Genomic DNA, 22,242 nt, shown 5'->3' with positions numbered 1-22,242 from the left:
CTGGCGAAGGCGTGCCCCCGGGTGGCCTCGGCGCGCCGCTGACGGCGACGGGCACGGCGGTGCTCACACATCAAGGTAGGCCTCCAGCCCGGCCAGGCCGCCCTCGCGCCCGTACCCCGACTCCTTGTAGCCGCCGAAGGGCGAGGTCGGGTCGAACTTGTTGAAGGTGTTGGCCCAGACCACACCGGCCCTGAGCTTGTCGGCCATCCACAGGATGCGCGAGCCCTTCTCGGTCCACACCCCCGCCGACAGCCCGTACGGCGTGTTGTTGGCCTTCTCGACGGCCTCGGCGGGCGTGCGGAAGGTCAGCACCGACAGCACCGGCCCGAAGATCTCCTCCCTGGCGATGCTGTGCGACTGCGCCACCCCGGTGAACAGCGTCGGCGGGAACCAGAACCCCCTGCCGGGCAGCTCGCACGCGGGCGACCAGCGCTCGGCGCCCTCCGACTCCCCGAGGTCGCTCAGCCGCCGGATCTTCGCGAGCTGCTCGGCCGAGTTGATCGCGCCGATGTCGGTGTTCTTGTCCAGCGGGTCGCCCAGGCGCAGCGTGTCGAGCCGGCGCTTGAGCGCGGCCAGCAGCTCCTCCTGGATCGACTCCTGGACCAGCAGGCGGGAGCCGGCGCAGCACACGTGGCCCTGGTTGAAGAAGATCCCGTTGACGATCCCCTCCACGGCCTGGTCGAGGGCGGCGTCGTCGAAGACGATGTTGGCGGCCTTGCCGCCCAGCTCCAGGGTGAGCTTCTTGCCGGTGCCCGCCACGGACCTGGCGATGACCCGGCCGACCTCGGTGGAGCCGGTGAAGGCCACCTTGTTCACGTCGGGGTGGGCCACCACGGCGGCGCCGGTCTCGCCCGCGCCGGTGACGATGTTCACCACGCCGGGCGGCAGGTCGGCCTGCCGGCAGATCTCGGCGAACAGCAGCGCGGTCAGCGGCGTCGTCTCGGCCGGCTTGAGCACCACGGTGTTGCCGCAGGCCAGCGCGGGTGCGATCTTCCAGGCCAGCATGAGCAGCGGGAAGTTCCACGGGATGACCTGCCCGGCGACGCCGAGCGGCTTGGTGCCGAACCCCGCATACCGCAGCTTGTCGGCCCACCCGGCGTAGTAGAAGAAGTGCGCCGCGACCAGCGGCACGTCCACGTCGCGCGACTCGCGGATGGGCTTGCCGTTGTCGAGCGACTCCAGCACGGCCAGCTCCCTGGCCCGCTCCTGGATCAGCCGCGCGATGCGGAACAGGTACTTGGCGCGCTCGGCGCCGGGCAGGGCGCTCCACACCCCGAACGCCTTGCGCGCCGCCTGCACGGCACGATCGACGTCGTCGGAGGAGGCGGTGGCGACCTCCGCCAGCGTCTCCTCGGTGGCCGGGTTGACCGTCTTGAACGAAGGGCCGGAGCCGTCGACGAACTCACCGTTGATGAACAGCCCGTAGGAGGACTTCAGGTCAACGACGTCGCGCGACTCGGGGGCCGGTGCATACTCGAACATCGTCTAGTCCAGGGTGAAGTAGTCGGGACCCGCGTACCGGCCGGTGGCCAGCTTCTGGCGCTGCATCAGCAGGTCGTTGAGCAGCGAGGAGGCGCCGAGCCTGAACCAGTCGGGGGTCAGCCAGTCGTCGCCGGCCGTCTCGTTGACCAGCACGAGGTTCTTGATGGCGTCCTTGGTGGTGCGGATGCCGCCGGCCGGCTTCACGCCGATCTGGCGGCCGGTGGCGTCGCGGAAGTCGCGCACGGCCGCCAGCATGATCATGGTCACCGGCGGCGTCGCGGCCGGTGCCACCTTGCCGGTGGAGGTCTTGATGAAGTCGGCGCCGGCCAGCATCGCCAGCCAGGACGCGCGCCGCACGTTGTCGTAGGTGGACAGCTCGCCGGTCTCCAGGATCACCTTCAGGTGGGCCGCCCCGCAGGCCGCCTTCACCGCGACGATCTCCTCGTAGACCTTCATGTACCGCCCGGACAGGAACGCGCCCCGGTCGATCACCATGTCGATCTCGTCGGCCCCGGCCGCCACCGCCAGCGCGGTGTCGCTCACCTTGACCTCCAGCGAGGTGCGGCCACTGGGGAACGCGGTGGCCACCGAGGCCACCTTGATGCCCGTGCCCTTGAGTGCCTCGACCGCGACGGGGACGAGGTCGGGATAGACGCAGACGGCCGCGACGGAGGGCGCGTCGCCGCCGGGCCGCACGGCCTTGGCGCACATCGCGCGCACCTTGCCGGCCGTGTCGGCTCCTTCCAGCGTGGTCAGGTCGACCATCGAGATGGCCAGGTCAATGGCCTGCGCCTTGGCCGTGGTCTTGATCGAACGGGTGCCCAGCATCGCCGCCCGCTGGTCCGCGCCGACCCGGTCGACCCCGGGCAGGCCCTGCAGGAATGCTCGCAACGCCGCGTCGGACGAGGCGACGTCCGCGAGCGAGGTAGTCACAGTTGACACCTAGACAGCATCGCCGACCAGGGCCACTACCTCCAAACCGGACCACCTTAGGGCACCGGGGGCCGGGGTCCTAGGTATGCCCGGCCCCTTCGTACGCCGGAGATAAGGCATCCACCCGATGTGGCGGGCGGGGCCTTAGCCCGAAGCTTAGAGGTGTCGGAAAACGACACGAACCACCTAGGAGACACACCATGAATCCCGAGATGGAATACGAGCTCATGAAGAGTCAGGCGAGCGAGCTGCGCAGGGCCGCCGCGCACCACCGCCGCGTACGGGAGGCCGAGCAGGGCAACAAGAGCGAGCGCCGCTCGTTCTTCGGCAAGCGCCGTACGCCATGACCGCCCCACGAGAGCCCGGCCGCACCCTCGCTCGCGGCCGGGCCTCGAGACCGCCATAAAACCGTCGAAAGCACCGGAAGTGGCATGACATGCTGGACGACATGCGGGGACGATCTGTCAGTCCCGTCTTCGTCGGGCGGGAAGAGGAGCTGGCGGCTCTGTCCGAGAGCTTCGCCGAGGCCAGGAAGGGCACCGCGACGGCCGTCCTGCTAGGGGGCGAGGCCGGCGTCGGCAAGACCAGGCTCGTGCAGCGGTTCGCCGAGCAGTGCGCCGCCGACGGCGCCCACGTGCTCTTCGGGGGCTGCGTGGAGCTGTCCACCGAGGGCCTGGCGTACGCGCCCTTCACCGCCGCGCTCCGTCAGCTCGTCCGCGAGCAGGGCCCCGCCGCCGTCGCGGCGCTGCTGCCGGAAGGCGCCGAACGCGACCTGGCCAGGCTGCTGCCCGAGTTCGGGGAGCCCAACGGCGACGGCGAGACCGACACCGGCCGCGCGCGCCTGTTCGAGCAGTTCCTCACCCTCCTCGAACGCCTCGCCGACAGCCGCCCCACCGTCCTCGTCATCGAGGACATCCACTGGGCCGACCGCTCCAGCCGCGACCTCATCGCCTTCCTCAGCCGCAACCTGCACGCCCCGCAGGCCCTGATGGTCATGACCTACCGCTCCGACGACCTGCACCGCCAGCACCCGCTCAGGCCCGTCCTGGCCGAGCTGGGCCGCGTCAACGGCGTGCACCGGCTCGACCTGCCCCGCCTGTCGCGCGACGAGGTCGCCCAGCAGATGACCGCGATCCTCGGCGAGACCTCCGAGTACGGCGCCGTCGAGAAGGTCTACGAGCGCAGCGAGGGCATCCCCCTGTTCGTCGAGGCCCTGCTGGAGTGCGGCGTCGACTGCACCTTCCCCGACTCCATGCAGGACCTCATCCTCGGCACCGTCGAGCGGCTGCCCGAGGAGACCCAGCGCGTGCTGCGCGTGGCCGCCGCCGGCGGCATCCGGGTCGGCCACACGCTGCTGGCGGCCGTCAGCGGCCTGTCCGACCTCGACCTGGAGGCCGCACTGCGGCCCGCCATCGCGCGCAACGTGCTGCAGATCGCCGACAACCGCGCCTACGCCTTTCGGCACTCCCTCATCCGCGAGGCCGTGCACGACGAGCTGCTGCCCGGGGAGCACCAGCGCCTGCACGCCAGGTTCGCCGAGGAGATCTCCAAGGACCGCAGGCTGGTGCCGCCCGGCCGGGCCGCCGTCGAGCTGGCCCACCACTGGTACGGCGCCCGCAACGACCAGTGGGCCCTGACCTCGGCCTGGGAGGCGGCGCAGAAGTCGTTCAAGGCGTACGCCTACACCGAGGCCGTCCCGCTGCTGGAGCGCGTGCTCATGCTCTGGGACCGGGTGCCCGACGCCGCCGAGCTGATCGGCGCCGACCACACCGCCGTGCTGGAGCGCGCCTCCGAGGCCGCGCACGCCGGTGGCGAGGTGGACAAGGTCGTCAGGTTCGTCAAGGCCGCGCTGTCGCAGCTCGACGAGACCCGGGAGCCCGAGCGGGTGGCCGAGCTCATCGTGCGCCGGTCCGCGTGCAAGAACTCCAAGGGCCAGAGCGGCGTCATCGACGACCTCCGGCACGCGCTCTGCCTCGTCCCCGGCGACAGCCTCGAACGGGCCAACGTCGTCATGACGCTGAGCCGTCACCTGATGCTGCGCGGCAAGATCGAGGAGGCCCGCGAGCTCATCGTCGAGGGCCTGCGCCTGGCCAGGCAGTACGGCGACCGCTGCCTCGAAGCCGACCTGCTGATGAACCAGGCACTCGGCCACTCCTTCAACGGCGACACCGAGAACACGGTCGCGCTGAACGAGCAGGCGCTGAAGATCGGCAGGCAGGAGAACTCCCCGCGCCTGATCACCCGGGCGATCGCCAACACCATCGACGCCCTGCTCGACATGGGCCGCGAGGACGAGGCCCTGCGCCTGGCCGAGGACGGCTACGGCATCGCCAAGAAGTACGGCCGGCTGCGCGGCAGCGGCCTGTTCATCGCCAACAACTGGGCCGAGGCGATGGAGGTGCTCGGCCGCTGGGACGAGGCCATCGAGATCGTCGAGAGCGCCCTCAGCCACGGCCCCGTCCTGCGCCACCGGCTCGCCCTGCTGCGCGTGCGCGCCGACATCGCCATGGCCAGAGGCGAGCTGCAGCTCGTCGAGGGCCTGCTGGCGGAGATCGGTGTGTTCAAGGACCACCAGGAGGAGTTCGTCCAGGACCTGGTCAACAACGCCCGCCTGCGCATCGGCTGGCGGCTGGCCACGGGCGACCCCGTGGCCGCGCTGGACGAGGCGGAGCGGGTGCTCACCCGCCCCCGGCAGCCGAGCAAGGCCATGCTCGGCTGGCGGCTGCTCGCCCTGCTCCGCGTGGTCTGCGACGCCGCCCAGGACGTCGAGCCGGCGCGTACCGAGGCGGTACGCAGGCAGGCCGCCGAGGTGGCCGCCGGGCTGACCGTCAACGGGCCGGTCGTGGAGGCGTACCGGCTGTCGTACTCCGGCGACTTCGACGCCTCGGCGGCGGCCTGGGAGCGGCTCAGGCGCCCGCACAACCAGGCCAAGGCCCTGCTGCGGGCGGCCGGCGTGGCCGCCCGTGAGGGTGACAGGGAGGGCGCGGCCACCCGGCTGAAGGCGGCGCTCCCGCTGGCCGAGGCGCTGGCTGCGGCCCCGCTCGTCGCCGAGATCGAGGCGCTGTCGCGCCGGGTGGGCGGCGGGCTCCAGCCGGCGCAGGAGCCGTCCGAGCTGCTCACGCCGCGCGAGCTGGAGGTGCTGCGCCTGGTCACCCAGGGGCGCACCAACCGGGACATCGCGGCCGAGCTGTTCATCTCGGCGAAGACGGTGAGCGTGCACGTGTCGAACATCCTGGCCAAGCTCGGCGTCACCACGCGCGGTGAGGCCGCGGCCGCCGCCCACCGGCTCTCGCTCCTGTCCTAGCTAGAAGATCGCCTCGGCGATCAGGATCAGGCCGAAGACGGCGAACGCGGTGGCGGCGCCGTACTTGATGGCCTTCTCGGGCAGGTGCTTGCCCAGCAGCCGTCCCACCAGGATGGCCAGCGCGTCGGCCGCCACCATGCCCACCGTCGAGCCGATCCACGTGCCGAACCAGTCATCGTAGCGGGTCGCCAGCGTGATGGTGGCCAGCATGGTCTTGTCGCCCAGCTCGCTCAGGAAGAACGCCACGGTCACCGCGATCAGGGCGTTCCTGGTGGTGCGCTGGGCCTTCTTGGACTCGTCCTCGCTCAGCTCGTCGCCGCGCAACGTCCACGCGGCGAAGCCGAGGAAGGCCAGGCCCGCCACGATGGAGATCGCCGTGGTGGGCAGCCAGTCGCCGACCAGCCCGCCCAGCGCGACGCTGAGCAGGTGCACCACGGCCGTGGCGATCGTGATGCCGAGGATCACGGTCCACGCCTTGAAACGGGTGGCGAACGTCATCGCCATGAGCTGGCTCTTGTCACCGAGTTCGGCCACGAAGATGGCGACGGTGCTGATCCAGAACGCTTCCAACGGTCCTCTTCCGCGCGGCCAGGCCGGAAGCAGGCACCCGGGGAGAGATTTTCGGGCACGACTTCGGCCCGGCAGCGTCTTAGTCATGACTGCCAGGCCGAAGGTCTCGTCCGCCCGCTCAGAAGGCCCGCGTGACCGGGCGCCCGGAGGCGCCAGTGTGTCGATCACGCGATTGGGACTACTCCCCTTCGGTAATTCCGAACCACCATAACAGCCCCGCCCGGGTGCTTATTCCCCGAGGTCGCAGCCGACCAGCACCGGCTCGTTGACCAGCGTGACCCCGAACTTCTCGCGCACCCCGTCACGCACCTCCCTGGCCAGGGCCAGCAGGTCGGCGGCGGTGGCGGTGCCGTCCGGGTTGGTGAGGGCGAGCGTGTGCTTGGTCGAGATGCGGACGGGGCCGCGGGTGTATCCCTTCGGGAAGCCCGCCTGCTCGATCAGCCACGCCGCGGGCACCTTGACCAGCCCGCCGGGCAGCGCCCAGCTCGGATGCCCCGGCGCGCGCACGGCCAGCTCCGCCGCCTGCTCCGGCGTGAGCACCGGGTTGGTGAAGAACGAGCCCGCGCTGCGCGTGTCGGGGTCGCCGGGGTCGAGCACCATGCCCTTGCCCCTGCGCAGCTCCAGGACGGCCGCACGGGCCCCGGCGAGCGGCACCCGGCCGCCCGCCTCGGTGCCCAGCCTGCGGGCCAGCTCCTCGTACGCCAGCGGGCCCGACAGCTCCGACAGGTCCAGCGCGTACGTCACCGCCAGCACCACGTACCTGGACAGGTCGCGCTTGAAGAGGCTGTCGCGGTAGGAGAAGCCGCACTGCCGCGCCTCCAGGTCGATCACCTGCCGGGTGCGCCGGTCGTAGGCCCGCACGCACCTGATGGTCTGGGCGACCTCCTGCCCGTACGCCCCGACGTTCTGGATGGGGGTGGAGCCCACCAGGCCGGGCACCCCGGACATGCACTCGATGCCGGACCAGCCCTCGGCCACCGCGCGGGCGACCAGCCGGTCCCAGTCCTCGCCCGCCTCGACGACGAGCACGACCTGCTCGCCGTCGCGCGAGACGGCCACGCCCTCGGAGGCGACCTTGATCACCAGCCCGTCGAAGCCCTCGTCGGCCACCACCAGGTTGCTGCCCCCGCCGAGCACCAGCGTGGGGACGCCGTTCATGTCGGCCTCGGCGATCAGGGACACGAGCTGCTCCGCCGAGGTCGCCTCGGCGAAGTCACGGGCGGGCCCGCCCAGGCGCAGCGTGGTGTACGGCGCGAGCATCTCCATGGGCAACTAGCTTAGGAGGCACTCAGCATGCGCAGCACCCCGTCGTGCTCAGGAGGCACTCAGCATGCGCAGCACCCCGTCGTAGTTGCGCCGGGACTCCCGGTCCAGGTAGCCGGACGGCACCTCGTGCCGGCCCAGCGGCTCGACGGGCGGCGGCTCGTCGGGCACGACCAGGTCGCCGCGCAGGGCCAGCGAGAGCTCCAGATCGGCGTAGGCGCCGTAGCAGGCGTCCTCGGGCAGCGCGTTGATCGCCTGGGCGCGGCGCACGGCGACGAGCCCTCCGGTCAGCGCCCGCACCTTGCCAGGGCCCGCCTGCCGCCACTCCGGCCCCGTGCCGCCCGGCCCCTCCCGCCACTGCGGCATGATGCCGATGCTCGTCTGCTCCGTGGCGCCGTCCGACGGCTCCAGGCCCTGCCAGCCCGCCGCCACCGCGCCCTCCACGACCGCCGCCACCAGCGGGGTCAGCGCGTCGCCCGCCAGCGCCACGTCCGTGTCCATCAGCACGTGCACCTCGGACTCGTCCAGCCGCAGCAGCTTGGCCCTGCCCTCGCCCCAGGTCGCGGTGCCGCCCCGCCAGTGCGGCTGCTCGGCGACGTGCCAGGCGGTGATCCGCTCCGGGTACCGCTCGGCCAAGTCGCGCAGCACGTCTCCGGCGCCGTCCACGTTCCCCAGGTCGAGGGCGAGGACCCGCGCCTGCGTGTGGTCGATGACGGACTGCAGGCACCGCCGCACGTCGCCCGGCCAGCCGTCCACCAGCAGCCCCACGCCGACCGTGACGTCCTTGGTCTCCACGCGCTGCCGCTCGCTGTTGACCCCCAGCTCGTCGAGCCGGTTGGTGGCCAGCGTGCCGTCCCAGACGCGCTGGGCGTGCAACATCTGGTCGCCCGGGTCGCCGTGCTGCCCGGGATCGCCAGAGAAGCCCAGCTCGGCGGCGGGGTTCATCCTGGCGTGCTCGCCCTCGGGCCGGGCTGCGGCCCCCTTGGGCTTCGGGGTGCCCGCCGTGCCCACCCCGGGCGCCCGCCCGCCGCCGCCCGCGGTGTCGCGCCCGGTGCCCGTGCCGCCCGCCACGCCTTCGAGCCGCGCGGGCCGCAGCTGGGCGGGCGGCCTGGCATCGGTCACTGCGGAAACGGGGATCGATCGAACCGTCGGCCAAACCTGTCGCGCAGCATCACTCATACCGACACGCGCTACCCGCGAGCCGCCCGTCTTATCACGAGAGCTGCACCACGGCCCGCGCCTTGGACAGCACCTTCGCGTCGCCGGCCCTGGCGGTGAGCCCGACGACCACCCGCTTGTCCTCCAGCTTCTCCTCCACCACCCCGCTCACCGAGATCGTCGCCCCGCGGTCGTCGTCGGGCACGACCACCATCGAGGAGAAGCGCACCCCGAAGTCCACCACCGCCCCCGGATCCCCCGCCCAGTCGGTGACGAACCGCCCGGCCTGCGCCATCGTGAACATGCCGTGCGCGATCACGTCGGGCAGCCCGACCATCTTGGCGAAGCGCTCGTTCCAGTGGATCTGGTTGAAGTCGCCCGACGCGCCCGCGTACATCACCAGGTTGACCCGCCGCACGTTGTACTCCGCGGCCGGCAGCTCCTGCCCGACCTCCACCTCGTCGTACCGCACCGTGGCAGTCATCTCAGCCGGCCCCTCCACGCTCGACGATCGTGTTGTACGTCACGCACACCGGCTCGCCCTGCACCGTCCGGACCTCGCTCCTGACCGTCAGCAGCTCGTTGCGCCCGGCCGTGCGGATGTCGGTGATGGTGGACGTCATGACCAGCTCGTCGCCGGCGTGGACGGGCCGCACGTACTCGAACCGCTGCTCGCCGTGGACCACCATGGCGAGGTTCAGCCCCAGGTCGGGGTCCACCAGCGCCTCGCCGCCGCTCTGCAGGCTGAAGACGATGGGGAAGGTGGGCGGCGCGATCACGTCGGGGTACCCGGCGGCCTGGGCGGCCTCCCTGTCGCGGTAGAGCGGGTTGTTGTCGCCGATCGCCGCCGCGAACTCCTTGATCTTCACCCTGCTGACCTCGTACGGGGCACTCGGCGGATAGGTCCTGCCCACGAAGTCACGGTTCAAGGCCATCGCTGCTCCCTCGCATGTCTCCGTCCCAGCGCTGATGGGGCCGACGCTAACAGAACAAGGTTCGGCTGTCGCTGGGGATGGGCTGCTTTTTGCCCGGGACATGCGCGGTGCGGAAACCCCCGCAAACACGACGAACCGGCGCCCTGCTAGGGGACGCCGGTTGTGCGATCTGTCTGTAGGAGGGCAGAAGCCCTGCCCGGAGGCCCTATCGGGTCTCGCGGTGCGCGCGGTGGCAGCGGCAGTTGGGGCAGTACTTCTTCAGCTCAAGCCGATCCGGGTCGTTGCGCCGGTTCTTCCGCGTGATGTAGTTGCGGTGCTTGCACTCCTGGCAGGCCAGCGTGATCTTCGGCCTAACGTCGGTGGCAGCCACTTGGGAGTGCCTTTCTACGTTCGGGACATGGACACGCCCGTACCCAGGCCTGGCGACCTGGGTTGGGGCAGTAGCGGAGGCCGGACTTGAACCGGCGACACAACGATTATGAGCCGTTTGCTCTGCCTGACTGAGCTACTCCGCCTTTGAGCCGGAAAGGGCCCGGCCCGTAGAGGATACCCGACACGGTGAGCACATTCGTAACTCACCCGGTCAGGTGGGGTGCTCCCAGTATGCCTCAGGAACCCCCGACAATCGAAATCAAAACAGCGACAGCCCCCGCTGCCGCCCCGCACGAGGGGGCATCAGCGTAGCAGCGCCGCCGATCAGGCGCACATCACCCCTCATCCGCCGGAGGTGAGCGTCTTGCCCAGCGTCGTCTGCTCGGGAAAGGAGTACTTCACCCTCAGGGTCATCCTCGGCTTGCGGCTCGGGCTGCCCGCGTGGATGAGCAGCGCGGAGAAGAAGTCGAGCCCGTCGGTGGACGGGCCCACCTCCACGCAGCCCATGCTGTGGCCCTTGTGGGAGTTGTGCAGGTAGAAGCCGCCGCGGCCGTACATGTTGCCGCTCAGCGGCGTGAGCCGCACGCGCATGGTGCCCCAGTTGGTGTCGACCGGCCCGTTGCCGCCCACGGGCAGGAACTCGATGCCCTCCTCCTTGTTGGTGAGCGCGTCCTCGCGCTTGTTCGCCGCCTCGACGGAGCTCTGGCGCGGGTTGACGTGCGTGAGGAAGGAGTACAGGCCCTCCGGCAGCGGCCCCTGGTCCTTGCTGGACTGGAACATGCCGACCTGCAACCCCTTCAGCCCCGAGGTGGCGTGGAACAGCAGCGGGGCCTTGGCGCCGAGCGCCGGCGGCACGGATCGCTGCCAGAGCAGGTACTTGCCGGTGTAGAGCAGGTCCGCGTCGAGCGTGGCCGGCTCGCGCACGTCGATGTCGAGCCGGCCGAGCGGGAGGGAGGGGCCGGTACGCGGCACGTGCATCGCCTCGAACCGCCAGGCCCCCGGCGTCCTCCCGGTGAACCGCAGCAGCCGGAAGTACCCGCGCGGCGGCCCCGCCGAGGAGCCCACCTCGTCCATGAGCAGCTTGGCGTAGTCGTAGAAGAAGAAGGCGCTGTGCACGGGGTCGTCGGGCCCCTCGCCCCGCCACATCACGGCGCGCGACTCCTCACCGACGCCCAGGGTGAGCCGCGACAGGCGCACGGCAGGCTCGCCGTGGAAGCAGAAGTAGGCGGTCACGCGATCGAGGTGAGGTTGGACGTGACCGCGATGTCCGTGCCGGACGAGGGGGTGTACTCGTTCCACTCGGCGATGAGCGCGCCCTTCTCGCCCGGCTGCAGCACCGGCACCGGCTGCCGGGAGCCGTGATGGGCGTGGTCGAGGCGGGCCACCGTGAGGTGGGTCGCGTCGGGGATCGCGGTCACCATCTGCGCCTCCTGCAGCCCCCGCTCGTCGTGCGCGTCGATCAGCACCGGCAGCCCGGCCACGAAGCCCGCGCTGCTCGCGATCTTGATGTTCACCGGCTTGGTGCTGGGCGCCAGGTCGGCGGATGACGTCGTGTGGACGGAGTCGGCCAGGTGCACGGCCGACCTGCCCGGGTTCGCCGGGGGGATGCCCGGATAGTTGCGGTCGTCGTACGCGGCGATCTCCTGCGCGATCGTCAGGTACTCCTCGGGGATCTGCGCGCCGATCGAGCCGCCCTCGGCGAAGCGCATCCAGCGCTCCTCCCAGCCCTTGCGCACGGTCAGCACGATCCGCGCGCTGCCGGCGCGCAGGAACGCCTGCCTGCTGGGGTCGGCGTGGCGCAACTGCCGGATGAACGGCCAGCTCGGCGGCACGTCCCAGAAGTAGGAGTAGAGGAACGTCACCACGTTCTCCCACTCGATGGCCTGGTTGACGAAGCGGACGACGTCCTCGTGCCGCCGCAGGGTCGTCCACTGCTCGGCGCTCAGCCCCAGGGCCGAGCCGTCGAAGCCGACGCCGTGCTCCAGATCCACCCCGGCCGCGACGAACGCCTTGAGCACGTCGTCGGGCATGAAGTCGAACTCCGGCCCGAGCACGAACCTAAGCACGCTCTTCATGATCTCGTCGCTCTCCTCGCGGCGCAGGGTGAGGGTGTCGACGCCGGACAGCCGTTCCTCGATGACCGCGATGCGGGCCGCGATCTCCTCCTGGCGCGCGTAGTACCTCGCCTGGGCGGCGTTGTGGAGGGTGTTCCAGACCTCCACGCGCCACTGCTCGATCGCCTCGGGCGTCGGCTGCCGGTGGACGGTGAGGCCGACGTACACGTCCTCGGCGTGGTGGGTGAAGAAGGTCATCTTCTGACGGCCGGTGTAGTGCTCCAGGTAGGGCGCGCGCCCGCCCACCGCCATGATCCTGTGGTCGCGCAGGATCAGCGGGTCGCCCCTGCCGCTCCACGACGGCTCGGTCTGGGCGCCGATGACGTCGAAGTTCAGCTTGGCGTCCTCGTCGTCCTTGCCGATCTGCGCGTTCAGCAGGATCTCGCGGATCCACGTGCCGGCGGGCACCTCGAACTCCAGGTCGAGGAACCACCACCCGCCGCTGGTCAGGACGTGGGCGCTCGGCGTCAGCGGCGTCGGGTCGTCGGGGTGGCGCCGCACCGCCACGCCGAAGTGCTCGCCCAGCCACAGGTAGCGCGCCATGCCCTCCTCGGCGGGCCTGCCCTCGGCGTCGACCGGGGTCAGGTCGACCTCCGACAGCTTGACGGTGAACTCGAAGGGGCCCTGCTGCGCGCGCAGCCGGTCGAGCTCGGCGTACGCGCGCCGCATCGCCGCGCCCGGCTCCGGCACCACCAGGTCGTAGGTCAGGCGCAGCCCGTAGCGGTAGAGCCGCACGCGCCACTTGCGCATGAGGCTGAAGTAGTCGATCCGGATCGGGTCGCGCTGCGTGTTCTTCAGCACCCGCGTCGAGGTCTCGGACGTGCCGGTGACCGTCGTCGTGGAGATCGTCACCTTGTGCTCGCGCCGCGAGCGCGAGGAGGCCTTCTGGGTCGTGGACCGCGCGTGCTTGATGCTCTCGGTGGCGGACTCGGACTCGGAGTCCTGGGCGGTGAAGCCCGTCGTGCTCGAACCGGAGATGATCGGGATGCCCCCCTGGACCGTTCCGGTGATGTTGAACTGGTTGGAGTGCTGGCTCTGCGACGACGTGGACTGGGCCAGGTCGGTGTTGTCGGTGACGCCGGTCTCGCTGATCTCCTCCATGGCGTCGGTGACGATGGTGGTGAACTCCTTCGAGGTCACCGACCACTCCTTGTGCGTGACCGCCGTCTCCTCGCCGGGCGCCAGGGGGATCGTGGAGACCAGCTCGCCGCGCTGGATGCCGATCGGGACCATCTCGATGCGTTCGAGGTTGAGCATGCCTACAGGTGGCGTGCCGATGGCCGCCACCAGGCCGCGCAGCGCCACGACGGCCGCGTTCAGCGCCTGCGCGGCGGGCACGCCGGGCGCCTCGCGCAGGCGCTCGGCCCGCACCTCGACGAGCGTCTCGGCGAAGCGCGCCAACTCGGCCGCGGGCAGGCGCGCGACGTCGGCCTCGGACAGCCGCGCGGCCTCGGTCGCGGCTCGGCGCCCGGCCGCCTCGGCAGCCCCGGCGGGCCCGGCGGACTCGACGCCTCTGAGCACCTCGATCGTCGTCGCGGAGAGCCCCGGCGCGGAGCCCGCCGCCTGCGCGCTTTCCGCCCCCTGCTGGAGCCGGCCCAGGACGGCGTCCACGTCACCGGACGACAGCTCCAGTTGCCGCAGCGCGCCCCGCTTGACCATGGCACCGCTGCCCGCGTCACCGGGCGCGGAGACGCGCACCGGGACGAGGGTGCCCTTCAGCACTTCCCTCGCGGAATTCTCCAGCACCGGGTGCGTCGCCATATTTCCCTCCCAGCCCTTTCACGGCGAACCCCGGACGGCGCCGCGCTGGTCAATGGTAAATATGCCGGAACCCAAAATCCAGCAAATTCTTTTATGCCATTCGCCCCACCATGGCGGGATATATCGAAAATACTCAGGACATGCCGCCGAGCCGCGTGCGCACTTCGACGAGCAGGTCGTCGGGCAGCGGCGCGTAACCGTACAAGGAGAGGAAGGACTGCCCGGCATCACTCGCGGTGTAGCCGAGAAAGGTGAGCACCAGCGGATCGTTGCCCCGCCCGCAGATGATCTCGTAGGTCGCGAGGATGAGCGGATAGGCACCGGCCGCCTTGGTCCGATAATCGATGCGCACCACGAGATCGTCCCCCCGGCCGGTCCGCCGCGCCCCTTTCAACGCCTTGCTCGCGCTCTCGGGCGAAAGCGCCACGAACTCCCCCGCCGCATTCTTGATTTCCGCCACCTTCAACCGCGCACTGCTGGCGAAGCCGTATTCCACATATCCGATCGAATGCCGGCTGTGCGCGACGGCCTGTGCCATTCCGCTGGAGCTGTCCACCCCTTCCCCCGCGCCGTTCCACCTCCTGGCCGCCTGGTGCGGCCAGCGGCCGGCCGCCTTGAGGTAGGACAGGAAGTTGTGCGTGGTCCCGGAGTCGTCGGAACGGTGGAAGACCCGGATCCAGGCGCCCGGCAGGCTGCTGCCACGGTTCTCCGCGGCGATCTCCGGAGCGTCCCACCGGGTGATGCGCCCGCTGAAGATGCCGGTCAGGGTGGCGGGCGAGAGCTTCAGCTCCGGCACGGACGGCAGGTTGTAGGCCAGCGCGATCGGACCGACCACCATCGGCAGGTGCACGGCACGACCACCGCAACGCCGGTCGGCCAGCGCCTGCTCCTCACGGCTCAGCGGGACGTCCGAGCCCGCGAACGCGCTGCGGCCGGCGATGAAGTCGCGGATCCCGGCCCCGGAACCGTTGGCGTCGTAGGTCACGAGCAGCCCGGGGTGCATCCGCGCGAAGTCGGCCCGCCAGGCGTCCATCGCGCCCTTCTGCGCCGTCGAGCCCGATCCCCGCACCGAATCGGTGACCGGCGGGCTCCGGCGCTCCTCGTGGCCGCCGAGCAGCAGCGCTCCACTCGCCAGGGCGACTCCCAGCGCCACGGCGACGGCGGCCACGACGGCCGCTGCGGCGATCCAGGTTGACCTTGCCATTGGGCCCAGGCTATGGACCTGGCGGGGCGTGGTGGATCAGTCGCGGCTCAAAACTCGGGACCGGAACGGGCAAGATCCGCCATGCGGGACCGATCGCTACACCCCCCGCCATGGGGAGCAGCGCTTGAGCCCGGTCGAACTGCTCGGCTGGGCGCTCGCCGCCGCGATCATCTGGAGCGTGCTGGTGGTGGGCGCGTTCCTGGTGCGGTGGGACGTGGTCGAGGCCCTTCAGGCCGGCACCGGCACCACGGCCGCGCCCGGCGTCTCGGCGCTCGTGCAGTGGTGGCGCAAACGGACCCGCCGGCCGCCGAGTGACCCCCGGAACGCGAAACGCCCGACCCCGTGATCTCCCGGGCCGGGCGTGAAGTGCGAGCCCCCAAACGGAATCGAACCGTTGACCTTCTCCTTACCATGGAGACGCTCTGCCGACTGAGCTATAGGGGCCTGTCCGGCGCTGCGGACAGGTGTAACCATACACGGCACTCAGCGATGATGCGAACTCGATCCGGCCGCCACAGCCGCCGCCTCCCGCCGCCGCGCGGGCAGCTCGACCACCTCGCAGAGATCCGCCAGGTCAACGTGCCTGGCCACCTCGGCCACGGAGGTGCAGTCAGCGACCAGCCACCCGTTCCTGCGCACCCGGAGCACCTGCCGCCCCGCGCGCACCGCGACTACGACCTCGTAGCCGTCGAGCCCTACCCATCGCCTGTCCATAGCGGCACACATTAGCCGCGGGGTCTCTCATTTTTGCCCCGCCACAGGCGTTACAGGCATACCGAATCGGCACGGATGGCGGCGTCAGTACCGGTAGAACCCGGCGAAGCCCTTCTTGCGGCCGATCTCGTCGACCCGCACCACGGCCCCGGTCTCGGGCGCGTTCATCATCTTCCCGCCGCCCAGGTAGACGCCCACGTGATGGGTCCTGACCGACCTCTTGGTGATCTTCCCGAAGAACACCAGGTCCCCCGGCCGGGGTGAGGAGACCCGGCGCATCCTGCGGACGTGGTCGTCGGTGTTGCCCGGCCCCAGCACGTCCTGACCGTGCGCCAGCGCGTACACCCACCGAGCGAAGCCGGAGCAGTCGAGCCCGCGCGTCCTGGCCGCCGGGCAGGGCTTGATCCGCCCCCGGTAGCCCCTGCAGGTGCCCTTGGAGGGCCCGGGGGCGGCGGCGTGGCCACCGCCCCAGGAGTACACGATGTCGCGCTGCTCAAGCTCGTAGGCGATCCGCACGATCAGCGGCGGCATGGACAGGCCCAGGGGCACGGAGGCCGTGGCGGTCAGCAGGAGCAGCACGGCCGCGAGGGCTAACCGCCGCCTCATCCCATGTCCTCCCAAGAGTTCCGCTCCTGGGATTCATCCTGCCTCTTATCGGGCTTTGAGGGTGAGTTTCACCGTACCGACCGCCACGTACAGGCCGACGGTGCCCGTCGACTTCCTGGGCTTGGTGGTGATCGTGAAGGTCTTGCTCTGCCCGCGCGGCAGCTCGGCGAGCGTGCAGCGCACCGCCGTGCCGCTGAAGTCGCAGCCGGGCGCCCGGACCACGCTCTGCCCGCCGAACGCCTTCCCCGAGAGCTTGACGTCCTTGACGGGGTGCGGCCCCGTGTTCTTGATGGTGACCGTGTACGTCTTCCTGTTCCTGGCCCGGCCCGACACGCTCACCGAGGCCGGCGGGTTGGCCAGGGTGGCGAGCTGGGAATCCGAGCCGTTGAACGTGTTCCCGCCGCCGACCAGCGGCCCCTTGTCGGCCGACTGCCAGAACGTGTACTTCTTCCAGCTCTTCGGCAGCTCACCCGGATCGCTGCCCCAGCGGGCCAGCCAGAGGGGGTTGGACTTGAACTTCGTCGAGTTCCCCGTGCACGTCTGCCACCAGCTCGTGGTGGTGTAGATGATCGCGTGCCGCCCGGTGGCCTCGTAGTACTTCTTCGTGAAGGCCTTGAGCCAGCCGACCATGTCCTCGACGGACAGGTCGTAACAGTTGTTCTTGCCGTTCGTGTCCTTGTACGGATTGTCCTCGATATCGAGCACCCCGGGCAGCGTCCGGCCGTCGCTCACCCAGTTGCCGCCGTGCTGCAGGAAATACTCGGCCTGCGCTGTCCCATCGGTTTCGTGCGGTTGCGCGAAGTGATACGCGCCCCGGACGAGCCCGGCCGCCGCGGCGCCGTCGTACTGGGCGCCGAAACGCGGGTTGGTGTAGTCGGTACCCTCGGTGGCCTGCACGAACGCGAATTTCCCGCCTCCTGCGGCAACGCTCGCCCAGTCGATGTCGCCCGTCCAGTTGCTGACGTCCACACCGGGCACTCCGTCGGCCGCCTGGGCGACCCCGGTCATGCCGACCGTAGCGATTACCGCGAATAACAGGAGACGTTTCACGCCGGAGATCATTGCGGAGCCGTACACAATTCCGCAAGTCCGGGAATATCAATATCCTGCGACGTTCCGACCCGAAAGACGGTTCCGACCCGAAAGACGGGGCCGCCCGAGCGCCAGGGGGCGCACGCGCGGGCCCGGCTCGACGCCCGCCCGGGCGGAAAAAATCTCAGCCGGCGGAGGAAAGCCGCACTTCAGCACCCTGAAAACGGCCACGTCAGCACCACCGCTCACGACGGCGTTCACGCAGGTCAGACGGGTTTATGAACGCGACATTCGCGTTTGCCAAACCTCCCCCGAGCTGCACAAACTGGGTGCGATCCAAGAAAGCGCCCCCGACCAGGGGTTTCTTCGCCATGCCCGGAGGAGGGCGACCATGATCCACGCCCGGGGACTGACCCGAGTGTTCAAAGTGAAGAAGGAGAGCGTGCCGGCCGTGCGCGGCATCGACCTCGATGTGGAGGCGGGCCAGCTCGTCGCGTTCCTGGGGCCGAACGGCGCGGGCAAGTCCACCACCCTGCGCATGCTCACCACCCTCCTGCCGCCCACCTCGGGCAGCGCCACGGTGGCCGGCCACGACGTGGCCACCGACCCGGCGGGGGTGCGGGGCCGCATCGGGTACGTGGGGCAGCGCAACAGCGCGGGCGAGGACTTCCTCGTCCGGGACGAGCTCGTCACCCAGGGCCGCTGCTACGGCCTGCGCCCGAGGGAGGCCGCCGCCCGCGCCGCCGAGCTGCTCGACCTGCTCGACCTGGCGCCGATGGCCAAGCGCCTGCCCGGCACCCTGTCGGGCGGCCAGCGCCGCCGCCTGGACATCGCCCTGGGCCTCATCCACCGCCCCGACCTGCTGTTCCTGGACGAGCCCTCGACCGGGCTCGACCCCAAGAGCCGCGCGGAGATCTGGGAGCACATCCTGCGCCTGCGCGAGACGTACGGGACCACCCTGTTCCTGACCACCCACTACCTGGAGGAGGCCGACAGCATGGCCGAGCGGGTGGTGATCATCGACGGCGGCCGGATCATCGCGGACGGCACGGCGGAGCAGCTCAAGAACGAGCTGGCCGGCGACCACATCGTCATCACCACCGGCACCGAGCGCGAGGCGGAGACGGCCGCCGGGATCGGCGGCGGCACCGCCGACGGCCTCACCGTCCGCCTGCGGGTGGCCAAGGCGACCGCCGCGCTGCCCGACTACCTGCGGACGCTGGACGCCGCCGGCATCAAGGTCGTCACCGCCGAGACCGTCCGCCCGACCCTCGACGACGTGTTCCTCACCCTGACTGGGAGAAGCCTCACCGATGACGACGTTCCTGCGTGACACGACCACCGTTTTCTCCCGCGAGTTCAAGCCCAGCCTGCGCAACCCGGCAGGGCTGCTGTTCGACATGGGGCAGCCGCTGCTGTTCCTGTTCCTGTTCGGGTCGCTGCTGGACGGGGCGGTCGGCTCGTCGTGGCAGTGGTTCGTGCCCGGGATCCTGGTGATGATGTGCCTGACCGGGCCGATGAGCGCCGGCTACACGCTGCTGGTCGAGCTGATCGGGGGCGCGATGGAGCGCCTGATGGTCACGCCGCTGAACCGCACGGCCATGCTGGTCGGCAAGAGCGTCAAGGCCATGCTCACCCTGCTCGTGCAGGCGGTGCTGATCATCACGCTGGCCCTGCCGCTGGGCTTCGAGCTGCACCTGGCGGGCGTCCTGGGAGCGCTGGCGCAGCTCCTGGTCTTCAGCGTGGGGCTGGGGGCGCTGTCGTTCGTGCTGGCCATCAAGTCGGCTCCGGGCGGCACCCTGTTCTACGTCGTCAGCCAGTCGATCATGTTCCCGCTGCTGCTGCTCTCGGGGGTGCTGCTCCCGCTGGAGACCGCGCCGGGGTGGCTGCGGGCGCTCGGCCAGGTCAACCCGGTCACCTACATCGTGGACGCGCAGCGGGCGCTGTTCGCGGGGAACCTGACCGACCCCTCCATCCTGTACGGCACCGCCACCGCCTGCGCCATCGCCGCGATCGGCCTCTACCTGGGCAACCGGGCCCTGCGCCGGGGTGTCTGAGCCGTTTTGACAGGCCTTTCCCGTCGCCACCACAGTGGGCCGATGACTGTTGTGGTGTCGACGTGGACGGTGCCCTGGATCCCGGTGGCACACCGCCTTGACGTGATCCTGTCCGACTCCCTCCCACCGGCGGAGCGGACCACGTCGGCGTTCGCGTTCGTGTCGGACGCCGGCGGCCGGACGCTGATGACGTGCGTCGACCGCGAGGGCCGCGGCTGGGACATCCCGGGCGGCCACGTGGAGCCGGGCGAGTCCCTGGCCGAGGCTGCGGCCAGGGAGCTGCACGAGGAGACCGGCCTGCGCCTGCCGGCCGCCGACCTGTCGATCTTCGCGTGGCAGCGCATCGAGCTGCTGGAGCCGCCGCCCGCGGGCTACCGCTATCCGGCGCTGGCGTACATGGCGATGTTCCGCGCGGCGTTGCCGGGCTCCGGCGCGCCGACGCGGCCACCGGCCGGCTCGGAGAGCACCCGGGCCGGCTGGCTCTCGCGGGCCGAGGTCGAGCGCGTCTGCCCGGATCGCACCTGGCTCGGCCTGCTGGCGGGGTGAGGGGGGATGCGCCGGTAGAGCGTGCTGCCCCTCGCCCGCCCGTACGGTGCGGCCGGCGAACCCTCGATGTCAGCCCCGAGCGTGGGCCCGTCCGGGCCGTCAAGCGGCGAAGCGGCGAGGACCGTCAGCCGAGCCAGACGACGATGCCGGTCAGCCCGTTCAGCACGGCCGCCACGCCCGCCCTGACGGCGCGGCCCGCGCGCTCGGGGGTGAAGGTGGCCGGGTCGTACGCCGAGGACATGCCGAGCCCCTCACCGCGGAACGACGCGCCGGTCCAGTCGGCGGCCGTGACGTTCTCCGTGGGCTCGGCCAGCTCCGCGCCGACCACGAGGAACTGCTGGTCGAGGTGGCTGGCGGAGACCAGGGCCAGCGGGTCCACGAGCGCGTTGCCCGCGCTGATGACGAGATCGGGCTCAAGGTCGATCGCGTCGGTGATGCGCTCGACGAACTCCTCCGGCGCCGCCGCCGTGACGGTCCTGAGGCTGACGTCCTCGGCCTGCGCCCACTGCGTCACCGCGTCCACCAGCGTCCTGGTCTGGGCGTCCTGCCCCGTGGTCAGCAGGACCACGCGGTAACCCGAGGGCGGGCCGACCTCGTCCCAGGAGCCGGGGCGCGGCGTGATCGTGGCCTCCGGCGAGGGCGGGGTGGCGGGGTCGTGGAACCCGGCGCCGAGCGTGCCGGCAGGGGTGGGCTTCTCGTGCGGTCGCGACCAGTCGTCGCCCGCGCCGCATCCGCCGGTCAGTACGGCGACCGCGGCTGCCGCGGCCAGCAGCCGGGAGCGCATGGGAGATCGTCCTCCGGGATGGCGGGCACGAGGGCCTGACCTCGCGCGACTGAAGTGCGCCTAATTTCTACCCCATTGCGACCTATCAGTAGATATGCGAGTTATTTTCGCCCTGCGTGGTTCATCGATGATTCGCGTGCGAGTCGGCGTTCGTTCATCGAGGCCGAGCAGATTGCGTGGGCCAACGTGAAGGAGTCACATGTTCCACGCCGCTCGGCGTCGTCTCTGTGCCGTCGTCGCCGCCGCGGCCGTGGCCGTCCTGCTCAGCGCCGCCCCCGTCCTCGCCCACGGGTTCACCTCGACCGTCTACGTCGGGCTCACCTCGCCCGGGACCGGCCACGTCCGCTCCGCGCTCGCGCTGGAGTACGACCTGCTCGTCGTCTCCGCCGCCGACGCCCAGCACGACGAGCCCCTCTTCCGCGACGGCACGGCGGCGTTCGAGTCCGGTGACACCGCCCGGCAGGCCGCCGCGCTCGACGCCCACGCGGCTTCCGTCCTGGCGTACGTGACCGCCCGCTACGCCGTCACCGCCGGAGGCGAGGCGTGCCCGCCCGCCAGGGACGGCGGCTTCACGGTCGAGCAGCGCGACGGCGTCCCGTACGCGCTGCTGGTCCTCGACCACCGCTGCCCGGCGGCCGAGGCGCACGAGGTGCGCAGCGGGCTGTTCCCCGACACGGAGGAGTACGTCCGCGACACCAAGACGGTGGTCACCTACGAGCTCGACCTGACCTCGGGCGGCGCCGCGCTCGACGCCAGGCGGCCGTCGCTCTCGACGCGGCAGTCGTGGGCCGAGCGCTTCGGTGAGTTCTTCGTGCTCGGGGCCGAGCACCTGCTCACCGGGCTGGACCACCTCCTGTTCCTGCTGGCGCTCATCGCGGGCTCGCGCCGCCTGCGCGAGATCGTGCTGGCGGCGACCACGTTCACGCTGGCCCATTCGGTGACGTTCGTCCTGGCCGCGCTGGGCCTGGTGGAGGTGCCCGCGTCGTTCGTGGAGCCGGTCATCGCGCTGTCGATCGCGGTCGTGGCGGGCTGGCACCTGTGGCGGCTCTGGCGGCGGCGCTCGCAGGCCACCGACCTCGGCCGGGCCGGCCACCTCAGCCTGGACCGGGCCGGCTGGACGCGGCTGGCGGTGGTGTTCTGCTTCGGCCTGGTGCACGGCCTGGGCTTCGCCGCGGCGCTGGGCATCGACCAGCCGCTGTCGTGGACGCTGCTGTGGTCGCTGGTGGTGTTCAACGTGGGCATCGAGGCCGTGCAGCTGGCGATCATCGTGGTCGTCTTCCCGCTGCTGGCCGTGGTGCGGCGGCGCAGGCCCGTCGCCGGGCTGTGGACGACCGGGGCGATCGCGGCCGGGGTGTCCGTGATGGGGCTGGTGTGGTTCGCGCAGCGCCTGCTCGGTGGCTGACCTCA

General features: G+C 70.9%; 22 protein-coding genes and 2 tRNA genes. 7 read left to right on the top strand and 17 right to left on the bottom strand.

Going from position 1 to position 22,242, the window contains the following annotated elements; all coding sequences use genetic code 11:
* Nucleotides 1-63 precede the first annotated feature (63 nt).
* Nucleotides 64-1,482 (bottom strand): aldehyde dehydrogenase family protein, encoded by a 1,419-nt coding sequence (locus LCN96_RS03135; RefSeq protein ID WP_225271076.1) that lies wholly within the window; start codon nucleotides 1,480-1,482, stop codon nucleotides 64-66.
* 3 nt (nucleotides 1,483-1,485) lie between these two features.
* Nucleotides 1,486-2,415, bottom strand: coding sequence for a deoxyribose-phosphate aldolase (gene deoC / locus LCN96_RS03130; protein ID WP_225275913.1), 930 nt, complete (start codon nucleotides 2,413-2,415; stop codon nucleotides 1,486-1,488).
* A 200-nt stretch (nucleotides 2,416-2,615) separates the two neighbouring features.
* Here deoC and LCN96_RS03125 point away from each other — a divergent pair, with 200 nt between their 5' ends.
* Both LCN96_RS03125 and LCN96_RS57065 read left to right on the top strand, forming a co-directional pair.
* A complete protein-coding gene (locus tag LCN96_RS03125) occupies nucleotides 2,616-2,762 on the top strand; it encodes a hypothetical protein (protein ID WP_225271075.1) in 147 nt (48 codons plus the stop codon).
* A 101-nt stretch (nucleotides 2,763-2,863) separates the two neighbouring features.
* Entirely contained in the window at nucleotides 2,864-5,719 is a 2,856-nt protein-coding gene (locus LCN96_RS57065; protein ID WP_311132200.1) for an ATP-binding protein, read from the top strand.
* On the opposite strand, the gene LCN96_RS03110 is transcribed toward LCN96_RS57065, so the two are convergent.
* The 10 genes from LCN96_RS03110 to pstS form a co-directional block, all read right to left on the bottom strand.
* The gene (locus LCN96_RS03110) at nucleotides 5,720-6,289 is read right to left on the bottom strand and encodes a TMEM165/GDT1 family protein (RefSeq protein ID WP_225271074.1); all 570 of its coding nucleotides are present in this window, start codon (nucleotides 6,287-6,289) and stop codon (nucleotides 5,720-5,722) included. It abuts the gene before it with no gap.
* Nucleotides 6,290-6,517: 228 nt separating this feature from the next.
* The gene (locus LCN96_RS03105; RefSeq protein WP_225271073.1) at nucleotides 6,518-7,555 is read right to left on the bottom strand and encodes a UDP-N-acetylmuramate dehydrogenase; all 1,038 of its coding nucleotides are present in this window, start codon (nucleotides 7,553-7,555) and stop codon (nucleotides 6,518-6,520) included.
* A 48-nt stretch (nucleotides 7,556-7,603) separates the two neighbouring features.
* Nucleotides 7,604-8,674, bottom strand: a complete 1,071-nt coding sequence (locus LCN96_RS03100; RefSeq protein WP_225271072.1) for a glycosyltransferase family 2 protein — start codon at nucleotides 8,672-8,674, stop codon at nucleotides 7,604-7,606.
* A 91-nt stretch (nucleotides 8,675-8,765) separates the two neighbouring features.
* Nucleotides 8,766-9,194 (bottom strand): MaoC family dehydratase, encoded by a 429-nt coding sequence (locus LCN96_RS03095; protein ID WP_225271071.1) that lies wholly within the window; start codon nucleotides 9,192-9,194, stop codon nucleotides 8,766-8,768.
* A 1-nt stretch (nucleotide 9,195) separates the two neighbouring features.
* Nucleotides 9,196-9,645 (bottom strand): MaoC family dehydratase N-terminal domain-containing protein, encoded by a 450-nt coding sequence (locus LCN96_RS03090; protein WP_225271070.1) that lies wholly within the window; start codon nucleotides 9,643-9,645, stop codon nucleotides 9,196-9,198.
* 205 nt (nucleotides 9,646-9,850) lie between these two features.
* The gene (gene rpmG / locus LCN96_RS03085) at nucleotides 9,851-10,015 is read right to left on the bottom strand and encodes a 50S ribosomal protein L33 (RefSeq protein WP_019632658.1); all 165 of its coding nucleotides are present in this window, start codon (nucleotides 10,013-10,015) and stop codon (nucleotides 9,851-9,853) included.
* A gap of 71 nt (nucleotides 10,016-10,086) precedes the next feature.
* Nucleotides 10,087-10,160: transfer RNA gene (locus tag LCN96_RS03080), tRNA-Met, on the bottom strand.
* A gap of 199 nt (nucleotides 10,161-10,359) precedes the next feature.
* Nucleotides 10,360-11,250, bottom strand: a complete 891-nt coding sequence (locus LCN96_RS03075; RefSeq protein ID WP_225271069.1) for a DUF2778 domain-containing protein — start codon at nucleotides 11,248-11,250, stop codon at nucleotides 10,360-10,362.
* Nucleotides 11,247-13,892: a hypothetical protein gene (locus tag LCN96_RS03070; RefSeq protein WP_225271068.1), complete on the bottom strand. Its 2,646-nt coding sequence runs from the start codon at nucleotides 13,890-13,892 to the stop codon at nucleotides 11,247-11,249. The genes LCN96_RS03075 and LCN96_RS03070 overlap by 4 nt, the downstream gene beginning before the upstream one ends.
* Nucleotides 13,893-14,025: 133 nt before the next feature.
* Complete coding sequence (gene pstS / locus LCN96_RS03065) at nucleotides 14,026-15,060, bottom strand: phosphate ABC transporter substrate-binding protein PstS (protein ID WP_225271067.1); 1,035 nt, start codon at nucleotides 15,058-15,060, stop codon at nucleotides 14,026-14,028.
* A 160-nt stretch (nucleotides 15,061-15,220) separates the two neighbouring features.
* On the opposite strand from pstS, the gene LCN96_RS03060 reads away from it, so the two are divergent.
* Complete coding sequence (locus LCN96_RS03060; RefSeq protein ID WP_225271066.1) at nucleotides 15,221-15,442, top strand: hypothetical protein; 222 nt, start codon at nucleotides 15,221-15,223, stop codon at nucleotides 15,440-15,442.
* A gap of 25 nt (nucleotides 15,443-15,467) precedes the next feature.
* On the opposite strand, the gene LCN96_RS03055 is transcribed toward LCN96_RS03060, so the two are convergent.
* From LCN96_RS03055 to LCN96_RS03040, 4 genes are all read right to left on the bottom strand, one after another.
* Nucleotides 15,468-15,540 (bottom strand) — tRNA-Thr (locus LCN96_RS03055).
* Nucleotides 15,541-15,579: 39 nt separating this feature from the next.
* Nucleotides 15,580-15,810 carry a transposase gene (locus tag LCN96_RS03050; protein WP_225271065.1) on the bottom strand — a complete coding sequence of 77 codons (231 nt, stop codon included), beginning with the start codon at nucleotides 15,808-15,810 and terminating at the stop codon, nucleotides 15,580-15,582.
* Nucleotides 15,811-15,894: 84 nt separating this feature from the next.
* Entirely contained in the window at nucleotides 15,895-16,416 is a 522-nt protein-coding gene (locus tag LCN96_RS03045; RefSeq protein WP_225271064.1) for a C40 family peptidase, read from the bottom strand.
* A gap of 45 nt (nucleotides 16,417-16,461) precedes the next feature.
* A complete protein-coding gene (locus LCN96_RS03040) occupies nucleotides 16,462-17,424 on the bottom strand; it encodes a GH25 family lysozyme (protein WP_225271063.1) in 963 nt (320 codons plus the stop codon).
* A gap of 415 nt (nucleotides 17,425-17,839) precedes the next feature.
* On the opposite strand from LCN96_RS03040, the gene LCN96_RS03035 reads away from it, so the two are divergent.
* Genes LCN96_RS03035 through LCN96_RS03025 form a run of 3 tightly spaced genes read left to right on the top strand, consistent with a single transcriptional unit; the run spans nucleotide 17,840 to nucleotide 20,051 of the window.
* Complete coding sequence (locus tag LCN96_RS03035) at nucleotides 17,840-18,781, top strand: ATP-binding cassette domain-containing protein (protein WP_225271062.1); 942 nt, start codon at nucleotides 17,840-17,842, stop codon at nucleotides 18,779-18,781.
* Nucleotides 18,762-19,505, top strand: coding sequence for an ABC transporter permease (locus LCN96_RS03030; RefSeq protein ID WP_225271061.1), 744 nt, complete (start codon nucleotides 18,762-18,764; stop codon nucleotides 19,503-19,505). The genes LCN96_RS03035 and LCN96_RS03030 overlap by 20 nt, the downstream gene beginning before the upstream one ends.
* 42 nt (nucleotides 19,506-19,547) lie before the next feature.
* Nucleotides 19,548-20,051, top strand: a complete 504-nt coding sequence (locus tag LCN96_RS03025) for an NUDIX hydrolase (protein WP_225271060.1) — start codon at nucleotides 19,548-19,550, stop codon at nucleotides 20,049-20,051.
* Between the two features lie 124 nt (nucleotides 20,052-20,175).
* Here LCN96_RS03025 and LCN96_RS03020 read toward each other — a convergent pair whose 3' ends face one another.
* Nucleotides 20,176-20,835, bottom strand: coding sequence for a type 1 periplasmic-binding domain-containing protein (locus LCN96_RS03020; protein ID WP_225271059.1), 660 nt, complete (start codon nucleotides 20,833-20,835; stop codon nucleotides 20,176-20,178).
* A 199-nt stretch (nucleotides 20,836-21,034) separates the two neighbouring features.
* On the opposite strand from LCN96_RS03020, the gene LCN96_RS03015 reads away from it, so the two are divergent.
* The gene (locus LCN96_RS03015) at nucleotides 21,035-22,237 is read left to right on the top strand and encodes a HupE/UreJ family protein (protein WP_225271058.1); all 1,203 of its coding nucleotides are present in this window, start codon (nucleotides 21,035-21,037) and stop codon (nucleotides 22,235-22,237) included.
* Nucleotides 22,238-22,242: the final 5 nt, after the last annotated feature.

The organism is Nonomuraea gerenzanensis (assembly GCF_020215645.1).
In the GTDB taxonomy this organism is placed as follows: domain Bacteria; phylum Actinomycetota; class Actinomycetes; order Streptosporangiales; family Streptosporangiaceae; genus Nonomuraea; species Nonomuraea gerenzanensis.
The sequence above is the reverse complement of the archived record's forward strand: the minus strand, read 5'-3'. Positions and strand labels throughout refer to the sequence as shown.